Here is an 18,728-nt window from a genome sequence, read left to right as displayed (position 1 = left end):
CCTTCTCGGCCCTGGTGAGGTCCAGGGTCATGACGTCGGGCTCGAGCTCCGGGAACTGCGCTCGCCAGGGCGTCAGCCGCCCGACGCGAGGATCGCCGCGACGGCGTCGTCGCCGACCGCGGTGAAGTCCCGGTACCAGCGGCCCACGGCCTGGAAGCGGACCGGCTCCAGGCAGCAGAGCAGGGCGTCGGCCTCGGCGGCCAGGCGGTCGCATGCGAAGGCCGACCCGACGGGCACGGCGACCACGACGCGGCGCGCGGCGCGGACGCGGACGGCGTGCACGGCGGCCGACATCGTCGCGCCGGTCGCCAACCCGTCGTCGACGAGGTCGACGGTGCGCCCCTGGACCTCGACGGGCGGGCGCCCGGGCCGGTAGCGGTGCTCGCGGCGCTCGAGCTCGGCGCCCTCGCGCCGGGCCACCTCGGCCATCTCGTCCTCGCCGAGCCCGGCCTCGGCGACGACGTCGTCGTTGAGGACCCGCACGCCGCCGGAGGCCAGCGCCCCGAACGCCAGCTCCTCGTGGCCGGGCACGCCGAGCTTGCGCACGACGAGGACGTCGAGCGGCGCGCCCAGCGCCCGGGCGACCCCGGCGGCGACCGGCACCCCGCCGCGCGGCAGCCCGAGGACGACGGGGGCGGGCTCGCCGGCCAGCAGGCGGGCGACCTCGGCGCCCAGGACGTCGCCGGCCGCGGTGCGGTCGGCGAACGGGGAGGCGGGGCGGGGGCGGAGCGACATGGGCGGCGTGTGGTCGCACCGTACGCCTCTGGCCGCGGCGCTACCGTGCCGCGGCGATGCTCACCGTCGCCGACGAGGTCGCCGCCGCCCTGGATCGGGGCCGCGCGGTCGTGGCCCTCGAGTCCACGATCATCTCCCATGGCCTGCCGCGCCCCGACAACGCCCGGATCGCGCGTGAGATCGAGCAGGCCGTGCGCGACGCGGGCGCGGTGCCGGCGACGATCGCGCTCGTCGACGGCCGGGTGCGCGTCGGGCTCGACGACGAGGGCCTGGCGGCGATCGCCGACCGCGAGGACGTCGTGAAGTGCAGCGCGCGCGACCTGGCCATCGCGGCGGCCCGCGGCGCCACCGGCGCGACGACGGTCGCCGCCACGGCGCACGTCGCCTCCCGGGCCGGGATCGGCCTGTTCGCCACCGGCGGGCTGGGCGGCGTGCACCGCGAGGCCCGCGACACCTGGGACGAGTCCGCCGACCTCGTCGCGCTGGCCCGCACCCGCATCTGCGTCGTGTGCGCCGGCGTGAAGTCGATCCTGGACATCCCCGCGACCCTCGAGCGGCTGGAGACGCTCGGCGTCGCGGTCGCGGGCTACCGGACCTCGCGCTTCCCGGCCTTCTACCTCACCGACAGCGGCCACGACCTGCCGTGGCGGCTGGACTCCCCGCAGGAGATCGCCGCCGTGCTGGCGGCGCGCGCCGGGCTGGGCCTGGACGGCAGCGCGCTCGTCGTGGCCAACCCGCTGGCGCCCGGCGCGCAGCTCGACCCCGCGCTGCACGAGCAGGTGGTCGGCGAGGCGTTGCGCGACGCGGAGCGCGACGGCGTCCGCGGCCGCGACGTCACGCCGTTCCTGCTCGCGCGCCTGCACGAGCGCACGGGCGGCGAGAGCCTGCGGGCCAACGTGGCGCTCGTGCTCGCCAACGCCCGGCTGGCGGCCGAGATCGCGGTCGCCGCCGCCGGATGAGCGCGGGCGCGCCGATCGTCGTCGTGGGCGACGTCATGGTCGACGTGGTGGCGCTCCCGGACGCCTGGCCGCCCGAGCCCGGGACCGACACGCCCGCGCGTGTGCGCTGGGCGGGCGGCGGCGCGGCGGCCAACGTCGCCGCCTGGCTGGCCGACGGCGGCGTGCCCGTGGTTCTCGTCGCCCGCGTGGGCGACGACGTGGCCGGGCGCGCGGCGGTCGCCGAGCTGCGCGAGGCCGGCGTCGACGTCCGCGCCACGGCCACCCCGCAGCGCCCGACGGGGACCTGCGTCGTGCTCGTCGGCGGCGACGCGGAGCGCACGATGCTGACCGACCGCGGCGCCAACCTCGCCCTGTCGCCCGCCGACCTGCCCGGGGAGGCCCTGACCGCCGGCGGCCACCTGCACCTCTCGGGCTACGTCCTGCTCGACGCCGGCGGGCGCGCCGCGGGCCTGGCCGCCCTGGCGCGCGCCCGGGCGGCGGGCATGACGACCTCGGTCGACCCGGCGTCGGCCGGCCCGCTGGCGGCCTGCGGCGCCGAGGCCGCCCTGGCCTGGCTGGCGGGCGCCGACCTGCTGCTGCCCAACCTCGACGAGGCCCGGGTGCTCACCGGCGAGGCGGAGCCCGAGGCCGCGGCGCGCGCGCTGGCCGCGGCGACCGGCGCGGCCGAGGTGGTCGTCACGCTGGGCGCCGCCGGGGCGCTGTGGACCGACGGCCGGTCGGTGCAGCGCTGCGCCGCGCCCCCCGCGGCGGTGCTCGACAGCACGGGCGCGGGCGACGCGTTCGCGGCGGGCTGGCTGGCCGCCCGCCGCGCGGGCCGGGAGCCCGCCCGGGCGCTGCGCGCGGGGTGCGCGACCGGGGCGCGAGCCGTGGCGCACCTGGGCGCCCATCCCTACCTGTGAGGTCATCGCCGCGCCGCCGGCGGGCTGGGACGGTGGGCCCATGACCGACATCACCGACCTCGTCACGACCTACATCGCCGTCTGGAACGAGGGCGACGCGGACCGGCGCCGCGCGCTCGTCGCGCAGGCCTTCTCGCCCGACGCCGCCTACCTCGACCCGCTCATGGAGGGCCGCGGCCACGACGGCATCGATGCGATGGTCGCCGGGGCGCAGGCGCAGTTCCCCGGCCACCGCTTCGTCCTGGCCGGCGCCCCCGACGCCCACCACGACCGCGTGCGCTTCGCGTGGCACCTCGTACCGGAGGACGGCGGCGCGCCCGCGGCCATCGGGATCGACTTCGCGACGCTCGACGACGACGGGCGGCTGCGCGCGGTGACGGGCTTCCTGGAGCCCGTCTAGCGGCGTCGGTCCATCCGGGGGTTCGGGTTCGGCCCCCTGGGCCGACACCCGCGGCGAACCCGGCCCCGCGGGGCCGGTGTTCGCCCTAGTCCGGTTCGACGTCCTCGGGGTGGTCGGGCAGCGGCGCGCGGTCGCCGCCCGACCGCGCCTCCTCGAGCACGCCGAGGATCTCCCCCACGCGGCAGACGAGCAGGCGCTCCTCGTCGACGTCGATCCAGACGCCGGCCGAGGCGGGGAAGACGACGTGGTCGCCGGGCGTGACCGGCATGCTGACCCCGACGTGCTCCCACCAGTCCAGGCCCTGCCCGACCGCGAGCACGATCCCGTGCTGCGGGGGCGGCTCGTTCGTGCCGGGCGGCACCAGCAGGCCGGAGCGCCGGAAGCGCTCGGGCTCGAGCTCCTTGATGACGATGCGGTCGAACAGCGGTCGCAGGTGGTGCTTCATGCACCACGCAGCCTAGACCGAGCGGACTCCGGCAAGATCTGCGCCGTGCACCGGACCCAGGCCGCGAGGGGCACCACCCTGTTCGTGCTGCTCGGCCCGGGACTCGAGGCCGGCGTCGGCCCGTGGCTGCTCACGCGCACGGACGTGGGCGGCGGCGGGGACTGGCCGGCGGCGCTGCGCGCCGCGGGGGTCGTCCTGATGGTCGCGGGCCTCGCGGTGCTGGCGGGCGTGCTGCTGCGCTTCGTGACCCACGGGGCGGGGACGCCGTCGCCGGCGGCGCCGACGACGCGCCTCATCGTCACCGGCGCCTACCGTCACGTGCGCCACCCGATGTACCTGGCGACCGCGACGGTCATCGCCGGGGAGGCCCTGGCCTTCGCCCAGCCCGTGCTGCTGGGCGCGGCGGCGCTCTACCTGGCGGCGCTGGGCACGTTCGGCCGCCTCGTCGAGGAGCCCCGGCTGGCGCGCCGCTTCGGCCCGGCCTACGACGCCTACCGCGCCGCGGTGCCGGCCTGGTGGCCGCGGCTGACGCCCTGGCGGCCGCCCCCGGCCTGAGCCCGTCCGCTCAGCCCGGGGGCCGGGCGGGGAACTGCGCCAGCGCCCACGCCGCGTCGAGCTCGTCGCGGCGGTAGGAACGCCCGGCGATGAGCACGTAGTCGCGGGTGCGCAGGTCCAGCGGCAGCTGGCGCTCGATGGGGTACCACTCGTTGTGCTGGCGGATGAGCTCGTTGACGGCATCGAAGGACCAGGCGCGCACGCGCTCGGTCCAGGCCAGCGCGAAGGCGTCGGGGTCGCCGCCGAGCTCGGCGACCAGCTCGTCGTAGGCCTCGGCCAGCGCCTCGCGGTGGCGGCCCGTGGCCTTGTGGATGTCGCGGAGCCGCGTCATGTAGCGGGGCATGACCGCGCCGCGCAGGTAGGACTCCACCGAGCGTTGGGTGTGCAGCTGCTGCTCGCTGAGCGGCCCGGCGGGCCGTTCGTCGATGCGGCTGCGGGCGATGTGGCGCTCGGCCGGCGAGGGGAGGAGGGGCTCGTCGTCGCGGTGCTCGGACATGGGCGACGCCCCGCACGCTAGCGCCCGCCCGAGCGCCGTCGTGTCAGGCCGCCGGCCGGCGGTCCGCCGAGGCCGGCCCGCCGGGCCGTCAGTAGAAGACGGTCTGCGTGCGGTGCGCGGGCCGCGCGGCGTAGCGGGGCTGCAGCCCGCGGTGCCAGAGCCAGTTGTCCAGCAGCCGCGGCGGAACCCCTGCGGCGCGGGCCAGCCCCTCGCACGCGTGGACCGCGCAGGCTCGCATCTCGACCTCCTCGCGGCTGCCGGCCGCCAGCGGCACGCCGGCGTCCAGGCGGCGCTGCAGGCCGGCGTCCAGGACCAGGACGCCGTCGGTGCGCAGCACGTGGGGCAGCAGGTTGTCGGCGAAGACCGTGAGCGAGTCGAGGTCGGCGAACGCCGCGACGCCGGCCAGCGCGAGGTCGTTGGCGGTGATCTGGGCGCGCTTGTAGAAGCCGTGGTCGGCGTAGAACGGCAGGCCGTCGGCCAGCATGCGGGCCAGCCGGGCGGCCGAGCCCCGCGCGTCGGCGACGAGGTCGAGCGCCCGGCGGTCGCCGAGCAGGGCCCCGAGCTGGGCCAGGCCGCGGGCGTAGAGCGCCATGAGCGGGTGGGCGGGGTCCTCGCCGAGCACGCCGGCGACCGTGGCGGCGTCCATCGCGCGCAGCGCCAGGGCGTCCCAGGGGCCGCCGTGGGCGCGGGCGTGGGCGGTCAGCCGCCGGGTCATCCCGTTCGTGCTGCCGTCGCGCAGCGTGGGGAACCACCCCGAGCCGAAGTTGATGGCGTCGAGGATCAGGACGTAGCGGGCGACGTCGTCGGGCTCGCCCTCCAGGAAGTGGTCGCCGGCGTGCAGGCCGGCGGTGCCCGCGGTGTAGGCGGCCGCGCCGACGTCGATGCGGATGTGGCGCGCCGACGCCGCGACGGCGGCGCAGTGGCGGCGAACCTCGTCGGGCAGCGTGGGGGACGGCATGGCAGGACACCGTAGGGCCGCGTGCGCCAGACTGACGCGCCGCATGCCGCGTCGCCGTCGCCCCACCGCCGCCCTGGTCGCCGCCCTGGCCGCCGCCGTCTCGCTGTCGGCCTGCGGCGGGTCGGGCAGCGGCGCGGGCGGGCGCCCGCGGGTGCAGCTCGCGCTGGACTTCACCGCCAACGCCGTGCACGCGCCGCTGTTCGCCGCGGTCCGCACCCACGCCGACCACGCCCACGGGATCGACCTGGTCATCCGCCGGCCCGCGGGCGGCCCCGACGCGCTCAAGCTCGTCGCCGCCGGCCGCCTGGACCTCGGCGTGCTCGACATCCAGGACCTCGCCATCGCCCGGGAGCGCGGCATCGACGTCGTGGCCGTCGGCGCCCTGGTCCGCAGCCCGCTGGCCGCGCTCGTCGCGCGCTCGCGCATCCGCCGCCCGCGCGACCTCGAGGGCCACGCCGTCGGGGTCTCGGGCCTGCCGTCCGATCCCGCGTTCGTGGACGCGATCGTCCGCCACGACGGCGGCGACCCGTCGCGGATCAAGGAGGTGACGATCGGCTTCAACGCGGTGTCCAGCCTGTTCACCGGGCGCGTGGACGCAGCCCCGGTGTTCTGGAACGCCGAGGGCGTCGCCCTGCGCCGCCGGCATGTCGCGATCCGCGAGTTCCGCATCGAGGACTACGGCGCGCCGGCCTACCCCGAGGTCGTGCTCGTCACGGCGCGGCGCACGCTGCAACGCGAGCCGGGCCGGATCCGCGCCGCGTTGCTGGCGGTCCGCGACGGCATGGCCGCGGTGGACCGCGACCCGCGCGCCGCCGTCACGCAGATCGCCCACGAGGCCCAGACGCCCGACACCGGGCTCATCGCCGCCCAGCTGGCCGCCGTGCGGCCGATCTTCGCCCGCGACCTGGCCCTGGACCGGGCCGTCCTGGACCGCTGGGCGGCCTTCGACGCACGGATCGGCATCATCGGCCGTCCGCTCGACGTCGGCCGCGCGTTCGCCTTCGGGTTCCTGCGCGCGAGCTGAGCGGCCGCCGGCCGCCGGCCGCCGGCCGCCGCGGCTCAGCGCAGGATGCCCGTGTGGCCGATGGAGTAGCGGCCGGGCTGGGGCCAGACGCACAGGCCGTGCGGCCCGAGCCCGACCTTGATGCGGTGCAGCAGGCGTCCGGTGGTCGTCGAGATGGCGTACACCTCGGCGTTGTAGCGGCCGCTGAGCCAGAGGACCCTGCCGTCGGCCGAGACGCCGCCCATGTCCGGCGAGCCGCCGCCGGGGAGGTGCCAGGTGCCGATGGGACGCCGCGTCCGGAACGAGATGCGGGTGATCGAGCCGGCCCCGCGGTTGGACACGAACAGCACCCGGGAGTCGCGGCTGGGATAGAGGCCGTGCGCGCCGGCGCCCGTGGGCTGCAGGCGGATCTCGCGCATTCGGCGGGCGTCGATGAGCCAGACGCCGTTGTTCATCATGTCGGCGACGTAGAACGTGCGCCCATCGGGCGAGAGCTTGACGTCCTGGGGCATCGCGCCCGGCTTGAGCTCGATGGTCTTGACCACGCGCTCGTGGACGAGGTCGACGACGATCATCCGCCCGGCGAACTCGCACGAGACCAGCGCCGTGCGCCCGTCGGCGGTGTAGTCCATGTGGTCGACCCCGGCGCACTGCGGCACGGGCAGCGTGTGGACGAGCCGCATCGTGTGCGGCTCGCGGAAGTCCAGCTGCCGGTGGGCCTCGGCCACGACGATGGCGCGGCGCCCGTCGGCGGTGAAGTACAGGTTGTAGGGGTCGAGCACCGGCACGGGCCGCCCGGGCCGGCCGGTCTGCGGGTCGATCGGCGTGAGCGAGTTGCCCAGGTCGTTGGTGACCCAGAGCGTCCTGAGGTCCCACGAGGGCGTGATGTGCTGCGGCAGCGCGCCGACGGCGAAGTGGCCGACGACGCGCGCGGTGCGTGGGTCGATGACGTCGACCGCGTTGCTCCTGCTCGCCGGCACGTAGATCCGCGACAGGGCGCGCCGCGCGACCGGCATGAGCCGTCCGGGCCGGCCGGCGGCGTAGACGTCGGAGCGCGACAGCAGCGGAGGGATGCGACCCGCGCGGGGCGGGGTGGCCGAGGCCGGGTCGGGCCCGGCGCCTCCGGTGCCCCGCGCGGTCGTCGTCGTGGTGGCCCTGTGGGCCGTGCCGCCGCAGCCGGCGAGCGCGAGCGCGCCGGCGGCCACGAGCACGGCGGCCGCTCCCCTCACGGCCGCACCTGCAGGGTCCAGCGCTCGGCGTGCACGCCGCCGGCCGCGTCGCGGCCGCCGACGACCAGGACGCGCCCGCCGACCTGCACCGCGGCGAGGTCCGACAGCGCGACGGGCAGGCGACCGGCCGGCCGCACGCGGCCGGTGGAGGGGTCGACGGCCAGGATCGCGGCGCGCTGGGAGGTGAGGGCGTCGCCGCGGCCCCCCAGGACGAAGAACGTGCCGCCGGCGGCGACGCCCGCGGCGTGCGACAGCGGGCCGGGCAGGCGGGCGAGGACCCGGACCCGGTGGCCGACGGGGTCGACGGAGAGGATCTCGCGGCGACCGTGCACGCCGTCGGTCCCGCCGGCGACGAGGATCCGGCCGCCGATCGCGGCGACCGCGGCGTAGCGCAGCTGATGGGGGAGGGTGGCGACGTCGCGCACCGCGTGACCCGGCCGGAACGCGAGCACGGAGCGCAGCGGGGTCGTCGTCGTGTAGCCGCCCACGATGTAGGCCGTGGAGCCGATCGTCACGGCGGCGGTGTCGGAGATCGCGGCGGGCAGGCGCCCGGCGGGCGACGTGGCCCCGGCGGCGGTGATCGCCGTGATCGTCGCGACCGGCCCGCCGGCGGTGCCGCCGCCGAACGCGTAGGCCCGGGCGCCCAGTGCCGCGCCGCCGATGTCGTGCGCCGCGGCGGGCAGCACGCCGACACGTCGTGGCGTCCCGGGCCAGACGCGGACGATGCCGGCCACCGATCCGTCGGCGGCGTCCAGGCCGCCGATCGCCAGGACGCGGGTGCCGACGGCCACCAGGGCCGGGAGCTGGACGGGCGCCGGGAGCGCCGCGCGGCCCGCCAGGCGCAGGTGGGCCGCCGGTGCGGCGGCCCCGGCCGCCCGTGCGGTCGTCGCGCCGGCGCGCCCCGCGGTCGTCGTCGGGGCTCCGCCGGCCGATCCGCAGCCGGCGACGGCGCCGCAGAGGAGGACCAGGGCGCCGGCGCGGGCTCTCACGTGCTCGGCGCGGCGCGGCGCCGGCGGTGCACGAGCAGCCCGGCTGCCAGCACGGCGAGGGCGACGACCGCGACCTCCACGCCGGTGAAGGCATGGTGGACCTGGTCATAGCTCGAGCCCAGCGCCCAGCCGGCGCCGGCGAACGCGAAGCACCAGATCGCCGAGCCGATCAGCGTCAGCACGGCGTAGGAGGCGGGCGGGCTCTCCAGCGCGCCGGCGGGGATCGAGATGAATGAGCGCACGACGGGGGTCAGGCGCCCCCACAGTACCGCGGCGCGGCCGTGGCGCGCGAACCAGTGCTCGGCCCGGGCCAGGTTGTCGGGGCCGAGGTGCAGCCAGCGGCCGTGGCGCTCCAGCAGCGGCCGGCCGCCGAAGCGCCCGACGCCCCAGCCGATGAGCGCGCCGGCGAGGTAGCCGGCGGTGCCGACGGCGGCCAGGACGAGGTAGGCCTCCAGGCCGCTGTGCAGCACGTGGCCGAAGAGGATCGCGTGGCGGTCAGAGACCGCGCCGGCGGCCAGCGCCCCCGCGTAGAGCATCGTGAGCTCCCCGCCGGCCGGGAACACGGCGTCGATGGCCATGATCACGAAGACCGCGTAGGCGCCGTGGTGGCCGATCCAGTCGGTCAGGGTGCCGGTGAGCGAGGCGAGGACGAAGGGGTGCACGAGACCGCCAGGATGCGGGCCCGGGCCTGAAGCGCTCCTGAACGGCGCTCAGCCCGGGGTGGGGCGGGGCACGGGCGGCAGGCGCCGGACGTCGCGCACGGTGAGGATCACCGCGACGCCGGCGAGGTGGCCGACGAACGCCACCCAGAGCGCGCCGTGGTAGCCGATCGTGGCCGCGACGGGGCCCCAGAGCGCGAGCCCGAGGGGCTGGAAGGCCAGCGAGCCGAACCAGTCGTAGGCGCTGACGCGCGAGAGGACCGCGGGCGCGACGTGACGCTGCAGCGTCGACTCCCACACCGTGATCGTCAGCACGAGGCCGATCTCGCCGACCAGCGCTCCGGCGGCCACGGGGACCACCGGCAGGCCGAGGGCCAGCAGCGCGAGCGGCAGGAAGAAGATCGCGAAGGCCAGGACCGAGAAGACGAGCGGCCGCTGCGGGCGCAGCCGCAGGGCCAGGACGCCGCCGATCAGCCCGCCCACGCCCGAGGCGCCGAGGATCGCGCCCCACGCCGCCGCGCCGCCGAGGTCGCGCTCGGCGGTCAGCGGCCCCACGACCGTCCAGCAGCCGAAGAGCATGTTGGAGAACGACGCCCAGGCGACGAAGGCCCAGAGCCAGGTGCGGCTGCGGAACGCCTGCCAGCCCTCCCGCAGGTCGGCCAGGTACGAGGTCGCCGCCGCCGGGCCCGTGCGCGCGATGGCCGGGATGCGGCCCAGGAACGCGGCGCTGAGCGCGAACGTCGCGGCGTCGGCGGCCAGCGCCCAGCCGGCCCCCACGGTGGCCACGAGCACGCCGGACAGGACGGGCCCGGCCATCCGGCCCGCCGACGCCGAGAGCCCGCGCAGTGCGTTGGCGGGCTGCAGGCCCTCGGCGCTGACGACGCTGGGCAGGAAGCCCGTCGAGGTCGGGTTGAACACGCCGGTCGCCGCACCCGTGACCGCCGACAGCGCGGCCAGGACCCAGATCGCGGGATGGCCGGCGATGAGCGCGGCGGCCAGGGCGCCCTGCGCAGCGAGCCGCACGAGGTCGCAGGCCACGAGGATCGCCCGGCGGTCGAGGCGGTCGGCCAGGACGCCGCCGGCCAGCAGCGCGGCGACCATCGCGATCGACCGCGCCGTGAACACGAGGCCGAGCTGGGCCGGGGAGGCGCCGAGCTTGATGACCGCGAACGCCAGCGCGACGTCGACCATGGCGTCGCCGAACAGCGAGACCGCCTGCCCGGCGAACAGGAGCCGGTAGGGCCGCTCGCGCAGGACCCCGAGATGCCCGGACCACGCCACCGCGGGGCAGGCTAGGCCACGCCCGACGCCGCCGGCGCGCCGGCCGTCCGCGCCGCCGCGGGTCCGCTGGGCGGTGGGGCAAGATGGGGTGGTGGACCCCGCCTCCCCGCCGTCGTCGCCCGTCGCCGCCGCGCCCCGCCGCCGGGAGCGGCTGTCGGCCGCCCAGGCCCGCCGCGTCGCGCTGGCGGCGCAGGGCTTCGCCGACCCGCCGCTGGGCCGCGACGTCGACGGCCGCGCGCTGCGCACGCGCGTGCTCGACCGTGTCGGGCTGCTGCAGATCGACTCCGTCAACGTGCTGCAGCGCGCGCACTACCTTCCCGCGTTCAGCCGCCTGGGCGCCTACGACACCGGACTGCTGGACCGCCTGTCGCACCACGCGCCGCGCCGCCTGTTCGAGTACTGGGGCCACGAGGCGTCGCTCATCGGCGTCGAGCTGCAGCCGCACCTGCGCTGGCGCATGCGCCGCGCCCACGACGACGCCTGGGGCGGCATGCGCCGCATCGCGACCGAGCGCCCCGACCTCGTCGCGGCGGTGCTGGAGGACCTGCGCGACCGCGGCCCGCTGACCGCCGGCGACCTGGCCCACCTCGACGCGCCGCGGGGCCCCAAGGGCACGTGGTGGGACTGGTCCGACGTCAAGCGCGCGCTGGAGTTCCTGTTCTGGAGCGGCGAGGTCACCAGCGCCCGCCGCCGGCGCTTCGAGCGCCACTACGACGTGATCGAGCGCGTGCTCCCCGCCACCGTGCTGTCGGCGCCCACGCCCGACGACGACGAGGCCCAGCGCACGCTGCTGCGCGTGGCGGCCAAGGCCCTCGGCGTGGCGACCGAGCCCGACCTGCGCGACTACTTCCGCCTGCCCAGCGCGGAGTCCAAGCTGCGCGTCGCCGAGCTCGTCGAGGCGGGCGAGCTGCTGCCGGTGGCGGTGGAGGGCTGGACGGCCCCGGCCTACCTGGCGCCCGGGGCGCGTGTGCCGCGCCGGGTCGACGCGCAGGCGCTCGTCGGCCCGTTCGACTCGCTGATCTGGGAGCGTCCGCGCGTGCAGCGCCTCTTCGGGTTCCGCTACCGGATCGAGATCTACGTGCCCAAGGAGCGGCGGGTGCACGGCTACTACGTGCTGCCGCTGCTGCTCGGCGACCGGCTCGTGGCGCGCGTGGACCTCAAGAGCGATCGCGCCGGCGGCGTCCTGCGCGTGCAGGCCGCCCACGCCGAGCCCGGCGCTCCGGAGGAGACCGCCGAGGTCCTCGCGGCGCAGCTGCACCGGCTCTCGGCGTGGCTCGGCCTCGGCGGCGACGTCGTCGCCCGGCCGCACGGGGGCCTGGCGCCCGCGCTGCGGTCCGCGCTCTAGCCCTCCGTCGCCGGGACGACGACGTGCATCGGCTCCACGCGGTGCGCGGTGGCCACGCCGGCCTGGACGTAGGGGTCCTTGGCGGCGAAGTCCGAGGCGGCCTGCTCGGAGGTGAAGACGAGGACCGCGCCGGTCGGCGTGGGCTCGCCCACCGGGCCGGCGAGGAGCAGCTCGCCGGAGGCGTGCGCGGCGTGGACCAGCGCGAAGTGCGCGTCGCGATGCGGCGTGCGGAGCTCCAGGACGTCGGGGCCGTAGTCGTAGGAGAGGATCGCGTTCATGGCGCGGCCCACGCTAGCCGCGGCCCCGCGACGCCGCAAGCGCAGGGTCGCCGCGCTCGAATGCGCCGCCACGGGGTACCACCTCACCGTGGACACCCATGACCCCGCCGAGCCCCTGACGTCCGGCGCGCCCCGGCCGGCGACCGCCGAGGCCCCCCAGACCTACCCGCCCGAGGAGACGCCCGCCGGCCAGGGGCGCCGCCGCGGGCGCTCGGCCGAGCCGGCCGCCCGGGGCATGGTGCCCGCGCGCGAGCGGCGGCGCACGAAGGTCGAGCGCGGGTTCATGCGCCTCGTGGCGACCGGCGGCATCATCGGCATCGCCGTCGCGCTCGGCGCCATCCTCGTGGGCCAGGACGTCGCGGGCTGGATCGTCGGCCTCGCCATCGGCCTGACGTCGGTCATCCTGGCCGCCATGCTCTGGTCCTCGCGCCAGCTCTGACGCGCCCGGGCCTCAGCTCGTCACGGCCGCCTGCGCGGCGGCGGCGCCGTCCAGGCCCCACAGCTCGGCCAGCAGCTCGTAGGAGCGCAGGCGCGCGGTGAAGTCGTAGGCGTCCGTGGCGACGATGACCTCGTCGGCGCCCGTGCGGGCCAGCAGCGCCTCCACGCCCGCGTGCACCGTGCCGGGGTCCCCGACGACGGCCTCGCCGAGCTGGATCCCGATCGAGGCGCGCTCGCGCGGGGTCCAGAACTCGTCGATGTCGTCGACGGGCGGCGCCGTGGCCTGGGGCCGCCCGCGGATGAGCCACGTGTGCTTCTGCTGGGTCGAGCTGAACACGCGGCGCGCCTCGTCGTCGGTGTCGGCGACGACGACGTAGGCGCCGACGATCGCGTGGGGCGCCTGCAGCTGCTCCGAGGGCCGGAAGCCCGACCGGTACAGGTCGAAGGCCTCGAGCATCGCCTGGGGGGCGAAGTGGGCGGCGAACGCGAAGCCCAGGCCGAGGTGGGCCGCCAGCTGCGCGCTGTACGTGCTCGACCCCAGCAGGTAGATCGGCAGGTCCGAGCCCTCCCCGGGAACCGCGCGGACCCGCTGGCCCGGGGCGGCCGGGGCGAGGTAGCCGCGCAGCTCCTGCAGGTCGGAGGGGAAGTCGCCGCCGCCGGCCTGAGCGCGGCGCAGGGCATGGGCGGTCTGCATGTCGGCCCCGGGCGCGCGGCCGAGGCCGAGGTCGATGCGGCCGGGGAACAGGGCCTCGAGCGTGCCGAACTGCTCGGCGACGACCAGCGGCGCGTGGTTGGGCAGCATGATGCCGCCCGAGCCGACGCGAATGCGCTGCGTCGCCGCCGCCACCCGGCCGATGAGCACCGCGGTGGCCGAGCTGGCGATTCCCGGGATGTTGTGGTGCTCGGCCAGCCAGAAGCGCGTGTAGCCGAGCGCCTCGGCGTGCGCGGCGAGGCGCACGGTCTGCTCGAGCGCCTGGGCGGCGGTGCCGCCCTGGCGGATGGGGGCCAGGTCGAGCACCGAGAGCGGCACGCGGGTCGGCGTCGTCATCGGCGGGGCTCGGTCGGCGGCAGCACGACCCGGATGGTAGGCGGCGGCCCCGCAGGGTCTACGCTCGGGCGGTGACCGTGGAGCCGAGCACGCCGGCCGGGCCCGCCGCCCTGGACGCGGCCGTCATCGACCGGCGCGTGCGCGACCGCGACCGCCTGGCGGCCGTGCGCGCCACGGGGCTCCTGGACACGCCGGCCGAGGAGCCGTTCGACCGCCTCGCGCGCCTGGCCGCGGTCACGCTCGGCGCACCGCTGGCGTTCGTGACGGTCGTCGACGAGCGCCGATCGTTCTGGAAGGCGTGCATCGGCGTCGACGCCCAGGACCCCGCGGACCGCCAGAACGCGCTGCACGAGTCCTTCTGCCAGTACGTCGTCGGCGCCGGCGCGGAGCTCGTGGTCGGCGACGCCGCCTCCGATCCGCGCACACGCGACAACCCCGCGATCACGGGGATGGGCGTCGCGGCGTGGGCGGGCTTCCCGGTCCGCGCCCCGGGCGGCGAGGTGCTGGGGTCCTTCTGCGTGGTCGACACGGTCCCGCGGACGTGGACCACCCACGACGTCGACGTCCTGCGCACGCTGGCCGAGGCCGCCAGCGGCGAGGTCGCCCTGCGCGCCGCGGCCGAGCGGTCCGCGATGCTGGCCCGCACGCTCCAGCAGGCCCTGCTTCCCCCCGTCGCGCCGCATGTCCCCGGCCTGCAGGTCGGGACGTACTACTGCGCGGCGGGCTCCGGGGACGAGCTCATCGGCGACTTCTACGACGTCTTCGAGACGCGCGACCGCCGCTGGAACGCCGTCGTCGGCGACGTCTGCGGCAAGGGCGTCGAGGCGGCGCGGCTGACGGCGCTGGCGCGCCACACGCTGCGGGCGGGCGCCATGCGCGAGGCGCGACCCAGCCGCGTCCTGGCCCTCCTGGACGAGGCGCTGCAGCGCGACGACAGCACCGACGGGCGCTTCGTCACGGCGCTGCTGGTCGCGCTGGACCCGGCGCCGGGGGACGGCGGCTTCGCGGCGACGCTGTGCAGCGCCGGGCACGTCCCGGCGCTGCTGCGCGACGACCGCGGCTGCCGCGTCATCGACGCGCCCGGCTCGCTGCTCGGCGTCCTGCCCGAGCTCGTGCTGCGCGACGTGGCGCTCGACCTGCGGCCGGGCGACGTCCTGGTGCTGTGCACCGACGGCGTCACGGAGGCCCGCGGGCCGGGGCGGGAGCAGTTCGGCCTGGGCCGCCTGTCGGCCGCGCTGGGCGGCGCCGGCGGTGACGCGCGCGCGATCGCCGCGACGCTCGGCGGCGCGCTGCGGGCCTTCGCGGGCCCCCGCTCGGACGACGACGTGGCGATCGTCGTCCTGCGGGTCGACCCGTCCGCCTGACCGCGCGCGACCGCCGACCGGCTGGTGAACCGGCCGCCGATGCACTCCTGCGACTGGTCAGGGTGATCGGCACCATCCCACCGTTGCGGTATCCCACGGCTGTGCGAGCGCAGGGCCGCCCGGGCGCCCTAGGATCGGCCCGTGAGCGTCGTCAAGATCAACGCCATCACCGTCCCGCGCGACCGCTTCGACGTCTTCGCGCAGCGGTTCGCCACGCGGGCCGGGCGGGTCGCGGCGGCCCCCGGCTTCGAGAGCTTCGAGCTCCTGCGCCCCAACGACGAGCGCGAGGTCTGCCTCGTCGTCACGCGCTGGCGCTCGGAGGAGGACTTCCGCGCCTGGGTGCAGAGCCCGGACTTCGCCGCCGGCCACGCCCAGCACCGCCAGGACGGACCGGTCGGCACCACGAGCGAGATCTGGTCCTTCGACGTCCTCGAGCAGGAGGGCCCGGCCGCGTGAGGACCGCTCGCCGCGCGGCGGCCGTGCTCACCGCGGCCGTCACGGCGGTGGGCGCCCTGGCTACGACCGCGACGGCCGGCCCGGCGCCCGCCCGGGTGCACCTGCGCGGCACGGCGTACGAGTTCGACAACGTCGGCGTGCGGCTGGCCGGCGCGACGATCCACGTCGCCGAGCTGCCGGCGGTCACCGCGCGCGCCGCCGCCGACGGGACCTACGACCTCGCCGTGCCCGCCCACGCGACCGTCACGCCGTACATCACCGCCGCCGGCCACCACACGATCCACCTGCAGACCTTCCGCACGGCGGGCGCCGACCTGGCCAACGTGAACTTCCAGACTCCGTCGCAGGACATCTACCGCGCACTCGTCGCGCTGCTCGGCGTGCCGGTCGACGCCGCCGGTGACCCGGCCGCCTGCGCGATCGTCTCGACGTTCTCCACGCGCGACGTGCGCGACCTCGGCTTTGCCGGCTTCATCGGCTACGGCGCCCACGGCGTGGCGGGCGCGACGGCGAGCACGACGCCGGCCCTGCCGCCGCCCACCTACTTCAACGCCCAGGTCATCCCCGACCCCGCCCAGGCGGTCTCCTCGGCCGACGGCGGCGTGGTGTGGACCGGCGTGCCGGCGGGCGTCTACACCGTCCGGGCCCAGCACCCCTCGACGCGCTTCGCGAGCTTCGTGGCCACGTGCCGGCCGGGGCGCGTCATCAACGCCAACCCGCCCTGGGGGCTGCACGAGCTCGGGCTGGCCGACCCGGCGCGGATCTCGGCGAGCTGGAGGACGGGGGCGCCGGTGCCCGTGCTGCGCCGGCTGCGCGTCGACGGGCTGCCGCCGGGCGCGCGGGTGCGCGTGCGCTGCACGGGCCCGCGCTGCGTGCTGCGCCGCCTGACGATCACCCCGGCCGCCGGCGTCACGGGGGTCGACGTGGCCGGCAGCCTGCCGCCCGCGGCGCTGCGCCTGCGAGCGGGCCAGACGCTCGAGGTCAGCGTCGCGGCGCACCGCTACGACACGACCCTCGTCCGCTGGCGCGGAACCGCCGGGGCCGCACCGCGCGCGGTGCGCCGGTGCGTCGCGCTGGGCAGCAGCGGGCCGCCGGCGCCGTGCTGACGCGGCGGCCGCCACGCCTGGCCGCGCGGGAGGTCGGCCCGGCGACGATCGTGCTGCTCGTCGTCGCGGTGGCCGTGCTCTGGCTCATCGCGCGACCGGCCGGCGAGCCGGCGGGGCGCCACGTCGGTCAGCTGCTGGGGGCGGAGTCCGTGCTCCTGCTGTCGGTGGCCCTGGTGCTCATCAGCACGCTGCCCTGGGTCGAGGAGTGGTTCGACGGGATCGACCGCGCGGCGGTCTGGCACCGGCGGGCGGCGATCACCGGGCTCGTGCTCCTGGCGCCGCACATCCTGCTGTCGTCCAACCCGGACGGCACCGCGCTGGGCGGACCGCTCGGCGTGCTCGGCGCGCTCGGCATGCTCGGCCTGGCGCTGTGGGCGATCCTGCCGCGCTGGCAGTCCGTCGTGCCGCGGCCGCTGCGCGGGCTCGTGCTCGCCGCGCGCGACGCGCCCGGCATCCGGGAGGCGCGGCGGATCTTGGGCGGCTACGAACGCTGGCGCGCGCTGCACCGCACCACCGGAGTGTTCGTCGCGGCGGGCTTCGCGCACGGCGTGCTCGACGGCACCCCGTGGGAGGGTGCGCCCGTGCTGCGCTGGAGCTACGTGGCGATCGGCGCGGTGGGCCTGGGCTTCTACGTCTACCGCGAGCTGCTCGCGCGGTTCTTCCTCTCGCTGCACGACTACGAGGTCGACTCGGTGCGTCGCCTGGACGCCGACCTCACCGAGATCGTCCTGCGCCCACTCGGACGGCACGTCGACTACGTCCCCGGGCAGTTCGCGATGGTCTACCTCGAGGGCAAGGACGGCTGGCACCGCCACCCGTTCACGATCACCAGCGCGCCCCACGAGGGCGTGGTGCGCGTGACGGTCAAGGCGCTGGGCGACTACACGGCGCGGCTGGGCGAGGTCCTGGAGCCCGGGATGCCCGCGGTCATCGGCGGGCCGCACGGGCGCTTCAACCACGAGCGCGGCACCGACCGCCAGCTCTGGATCGCCGGCGGCGTCGGCGTCGCGCCGTTCCTGAGCTGGCTGCGGGCGCTGGACGGCGAGCCGGCCCGGCGCGTGGACTTCTTCTACACCGCCGACGGCGAGGCGCCCTTCGCCGACGAGATCCGCGCCATCGCGGCGCGCTTCCCGTCGCTGGAGGCCCACCTCGTCGACACGGGCGTCGAGGGGCGGCTGACCACCGAGCGCGTGCTGGCCGTCGCGGGCGGCAGGCCGGCGGAGCTGTCGGTGTTCATGTGCGGCCCGCAGGGCATGCTGCGCACGTTCCAGACGGGGCTGCGGGCGGCCGGCGTCCCGGCGCGCCGCATCCACCGCGAGTACTTCGACTGGCGCTGAGCGCCGGGGCCGGCCGGCCGGCTCCGGCGGACTGGACGACGGGTCCGATCCCGTCGCCCCTGACGCGCGGCCGGGTGCAGGGCCCTGGGAATCCGTCCCCAGGGCCCCGACCCGTTGGGAGAGCCGCGTGGCCGGCCGTGAGGTGAAGGTACGCCGCGCCCCGGGCGCCGGACCTGGCCACCAGACCAGCATTGCGGCGCGGACCGCCTCCATGGTCCGGCGTGCGACCATGGACCCCATGAAGTCCGACGAGCTCCGGGCCCTGCAGGCGCCGATCAAGCAGCGCTACCGCGATGACCCCGGGGCGGCCGTCGTCACGCTCAGCGCCGCCGGCGAGCTGGGGGAGGGCATCAGCTGCTCCGTGCGGACCGCCACGGCGCTCGCCTCGGCCGGCCTGCATCCGGCGTCGGGCGGCGACGGCACGCTGCTGTGCTCGGGCGACATGCTGCTCGAGGCGCTCGTGGCCTGCGCCGGGGTGACGCTGCAGGCCGTGGCCACCTCGCTGGCGATCCCGGTCACCGGCGGGACCGTGACGGCGGAGGGCGACCTCGACTTCCGCGGCACGCTCGGCGTCGACCGCGACGCGCCCGTCGGCTTCGGCGCGATCCGCCTGCGCTTCGACCTGCAGGGCGACGCCACGCCCGAGCAGCTCGAGACGCTGCTCGGGCTCACCGAGCGCTACTGCGTGGTCCTGCAGACGCTGCGTCGTCCGCCGCAGATCACCGCGGCGTGCGCCGTCACGGCCTGA

22 protein-coding genes are annotated in these 18,728 nt (G+C 77.2%); 12 read left to right on the top strand and 10 right to left on the bottom strand.

The features are described from left to right. Nucleotides 1-72 precede the first annotated feature (72 nt). Nucleotides 73-735, bottom strand: coding sequence for a phosphoribosyltransferase (locus FSW04_RS16690; RefSeq protein WP_146921266.1), 663 nt, complete (start codon nt 733-735; stop codon nt 73-75). A gap of 56 nt (nt 736-791) precedes the next feature. On the opposite strand from FSW04_RS16690, the gene FSW04_RS16685 reads away from it, so the two are divergent. Genes FSW04_RS16685 through FSW04_RS16675 form a run of 3 tightly spaced genes read left to right on the top strand, consistent with a single transcriptional unit; the run spans nt 792 to nt 2,993 of the window. Further along, nucleotides 792-1,694, top strand: a complete 903-nt coding sequence (locus tag FSW04_RS16685) for a pseudouridine-5'-phosphate glycosidase (RefSeq protein WP_146921264.1) — start codon at nt 792-794, stop codon at nt 1,692-1,694. Continuing rightward, complete coding sequence (locus tag FSW04_RS16680; RefSeq protein ID WP_146921262.1) at nt 1,691-2,593, top strand: carbohydrate kinase family protein; 903 nt, start codon at nt 1,691-1,693, stop codon at nt 2,591-2,593. Before FSW04_RS16685 ends, FSW04_RS16680 begins: the two co-directional genes overlap by 4 nt. A 40-nt stretch (nt 2,594-2,633) precedes the next feature. Next, nucleotides 2,634-2,993, top strand: coding sequence for a nuclear transport factor 2 family protein (locus tag FSW04_RS16675; protein ID WP_146921260.1), 360 nt, complete (start codon nt 2,634-2,636; stop codon nt 2,991-2,993). Between the two features lie 85 nt (nt 2,994-3,078). Here the strand turns inward: FSW04_RS16675 and FSW04_RS16670 are convergent, their stop codons facing one another. After that, nucleotides 3,079-3,438 (bottom strand): co-chaperone GroES, encoded by a 360-nt coding sequence (locus FSW04_RS16670; protein ID WP_146921258.1) that lies wholly within the window; start codon nt 3,436-3,438, stop codon nt 3,079-3,081. Nucleotides 3,439-3,483: 45 nt separating this feature from the next. On the opposite strand from FSW04_RS16670, the gene FSW04_RS16665 reads away from it, so the two are divergent. Continuing rightward, on the top strand, nt 3,484-3,993 hold the full coding sequence (locus tag FSW04_RS16665) for a methyltransferase family protein (RefSeq protein ID WP_146921256.1): 510 nt from the start codon (nt 3,484-3,486) through the stop codon (nt 3,991-3,993). A 10-nt stretch (nt 3,994-4,003) separates the two neighbouring features. On the opposite strand, the gene FSW04_RS16660 is transcribed toward FSW04_RS16665, so the two are convergent. Together FSW04_RS16660 and FSW04_RS16655 are read right to left on the bottom strand one after the other, a co-directional pair. Next, nucleotides 4,004-4,489: a hypothetical protein gene (locus tag FSW04_RS16660; RefSeq protein ID WP_146921253.1), complete on the bottom strand. Its 486-nt coding sequence runs from the start codon at nt 4,487-4,489 to the stop codon at nt 4,004-4,006. Nucleotides 4,490-4,577: 88 nt separating this feature from the next. Next, complete coding sequence (locus FSW04_RS16655; RefSeq protein WP_146921251.1) at nt 4,578-5,447, bottom strand: queuosine salvage family protein; 870 nt, start codon at nt 5,445-5,447, stop codon at nt 4,578-4,580. A gap of 43 nt (nt 5,448-5,490) precedes the next feature. On the opposite strand from FSW04_RS16655, the gene FSW04_RS16650 reads away from it, so the two are divergent. Next, nucleotides 5,491-6,471 carry an ABC transporter substrate-binding protein gene (locus FSW04_RS16650; protein ID WP_146921249.1) on the top strand — a complete coding sequence of 327 codons (981 nt, stop codon included), beginning with the start codon at nt 5,491-5,493 and terminating at the stop codon, nt 6,469-6,471. A gap of 35 nt (nt 6,472-6,506) precedes the next feature. Here the strand turns inward: FSW04_RS16650 and FSW04_RS16645 are convergent, their stop codons facing one another. From FSW04_RS16645 to FSW04_RS16630, 4 genes are read right to left on the bottom strand one after another with little or no spacing between them, the layout of a single operon-like run. Next, nucleotides 6,507-7,679, bottom strand: a complete 1,173-nt coding sequence (locus FSW04_RS16645) for a YncE family protein (protein WP_146921247.1) — start codon at nt 7,677-7,679, stop codon at nt 6,507-6,509. Next, the gene (locus FSW04_RS16640) at nt 7,676-8,668 is read right to left on the bottom strand and encodes a Kelch repeat-containing protein (protein ID WP_146921245.1); all 993 of its coding nucleotides are present in this window, start codon (nt 8,666-8,668) and stop codon (nt 7,676-7,678) included. The genes FSW04_RS16645 and FSW04_RS16640 overlap by 4 nt, the downstream gene beginning before the upstream one ends. Continuing rightward, nucleotides 8,665-9,330 carry a DedA family protein gene (locus FSW04_RS16635; protein WP_146921243.1) on the bottom strand — a complete coding sequence of 222 codons (666 nt, stop codon included), beginning with the start codon at nt 9,328-9,330 and terminating at the stop codon, nt 8,665-8,667. The genes FSW04_RS16640 and FSW04_RS16635 overlap by 4 nt, the downstream gene beginning before the upstream one ends. 48 nt (nt 9,331-9,378) lie before the next feature. Next, a complete protein-coding gene (locus FSW04_RS16630; protein WP_187368850.1) occupies nt 9,379-10,608 on the bottom strand; it encodes an MFS transporter in 1,230 nt (409 codons plus the stop codon). A 91-nt stretch (nt 10,609-10,699) separates the two neighbouring features. Between FSW04_RS16630 and FSW04_RS16625 the strand changes: the two genes are divergently transcribed. Beyond that, nucleotides 10,700-11,953, top strand: a complete 1,254-nt coding sequence (locus FSW04_RS16625; RefSeq protein ID WP_146921239.1) for a winged helix-turn-helix domain-containing protein — start codon at nt 10,700-10,702, stop codon at nt 11,951-11,953. Here the strand turns inward: FSW04_RS16625 and FSW04_RS16620 are convergent. Next, entirely contained in the window at nt 11,950-12,231 is a 282-nt protein-coding gene (locus FSW04_RS16620; RefSeq protein WP_146921237.1) for a YciI family protein, read from the bottom strand. The two genes, FSW04_RS16625 and FSW04_RS16620, sit on opposite strands and share 4 nt — an antisense overlap. Before the next feature lie 88 nt (nt 12,232-12,319). Between FSW04_RS16620 and FSW04_RS16615 the strand changes: the two genes are divergently transcribed. After that, nucleotides 12,320-12,670, top strand: a complete 351-nt coding sequence (locus FSW04_RS16615; RefSeq protein WP_146921234.1) for a hypothetical protein — start codon at nt 12,320-12,322, stop codon at nt 12,668-12,670. A gap of 12 nt (nt 12,671-12,682) precedes the next feature. Here FSW04_RS16615 and FSW04_RS16610 read toward each other — a convergent pair whose 3' ends face one another. Next, entirely contained in the window at nt 12,683-13,717 is a 1,035-nt protein-coding gene (locus FSW04_RS16610) for an LLM class flavin-dependent oxidoreductase (protein ID WP_146921232.1), read from the bottom strand. A 71-nt stretch (nt 13,718-13,788) separates the two neighbouring features. On the opposite strand from FSW04_RS16610, the gene FSW04_RS16605 reads away from it, so the two are divergent. From FSW04_RS16605 to FSW04_RS16585, 5 genes are all read left to right on the top strand, one after another. Next, on the top strand, nt 13,789-15,081 hold the full coding sequence (locus tag FSW04_RS16605) for a PP2C family protein-serine/threonine phosphatase (RefSeq protein WP_146921230.1): 1,293 nt from the start codon (nt 13,789-13,791) through the stop codon (nt 15,079-15,081). Between the two features lie 141 nt (nt 15,082-15,222). After that, on the top strand, nt 15,223-15,537 hold the full coding sequence (locus FSW04_RS16600; RefSeq protein ID WP_146921228.1) for an antibiotic biosynthesis monooxygenase family protein: 315 nt from the start codon (nt 15,223-15,225) through the stop codon (nt 15,535-15,537). Continuing rightward, nucleotides 15,534-16,643, top strand: coding sequence for a hypothetical protein (locus tag FSW04_RS16595; protein WP_146921226.1), 1,110 nt, complete (start codon nt 15,534-15,536; stop codon nt 16,641-16,643). Before FSW04_RS16600 ends, FSW04_RS16595 begins: the two co-directional genes overlap by 4 nt. After that, nucleotides 16,601-17,980: a ferredoxin reductase family protein gene (locus tag FSW04_RS16590; protein ID WP_146921224.1), complete on the top strand. Its 1,380-nt coding sequence runs from the start codon at nt 16,601-16,603 to the stop codon at nt 17,978-17,980. Before FSW04_RS16595 ends, FSW04_RS16590 begins: the two co-directional genes overlap by 43 nt. Before the next feature lie 238 nt (nt 17,981-18,218). Next, nucleotides 18,219-18,728: an OsmC family protein gene (locus FSW04_RS16585; RefSeq protein ID WP_146921222.1), complete on the top strand. Its 510-nt coding sequence runs from the start codon at nt 18,219-18,221 to the stop codon at nt 18,726-18,728.

This window comes from Baekduia soli (assembly GCF_007970665.1).
In the GTDB taxonomy this organism is placed as follows: domain Bacteria; phylum Actinomycetota; class Thermoleophilia; order Solirubrobacterales; family Solirubrobacteraceae; genus Baekduia; species Baekduia soli.
The sequence above is the reverse complement of the archived record's forward strand: the minus strand, read 5'-3'. Positions and strand labels throughout refer to the sequence as shown.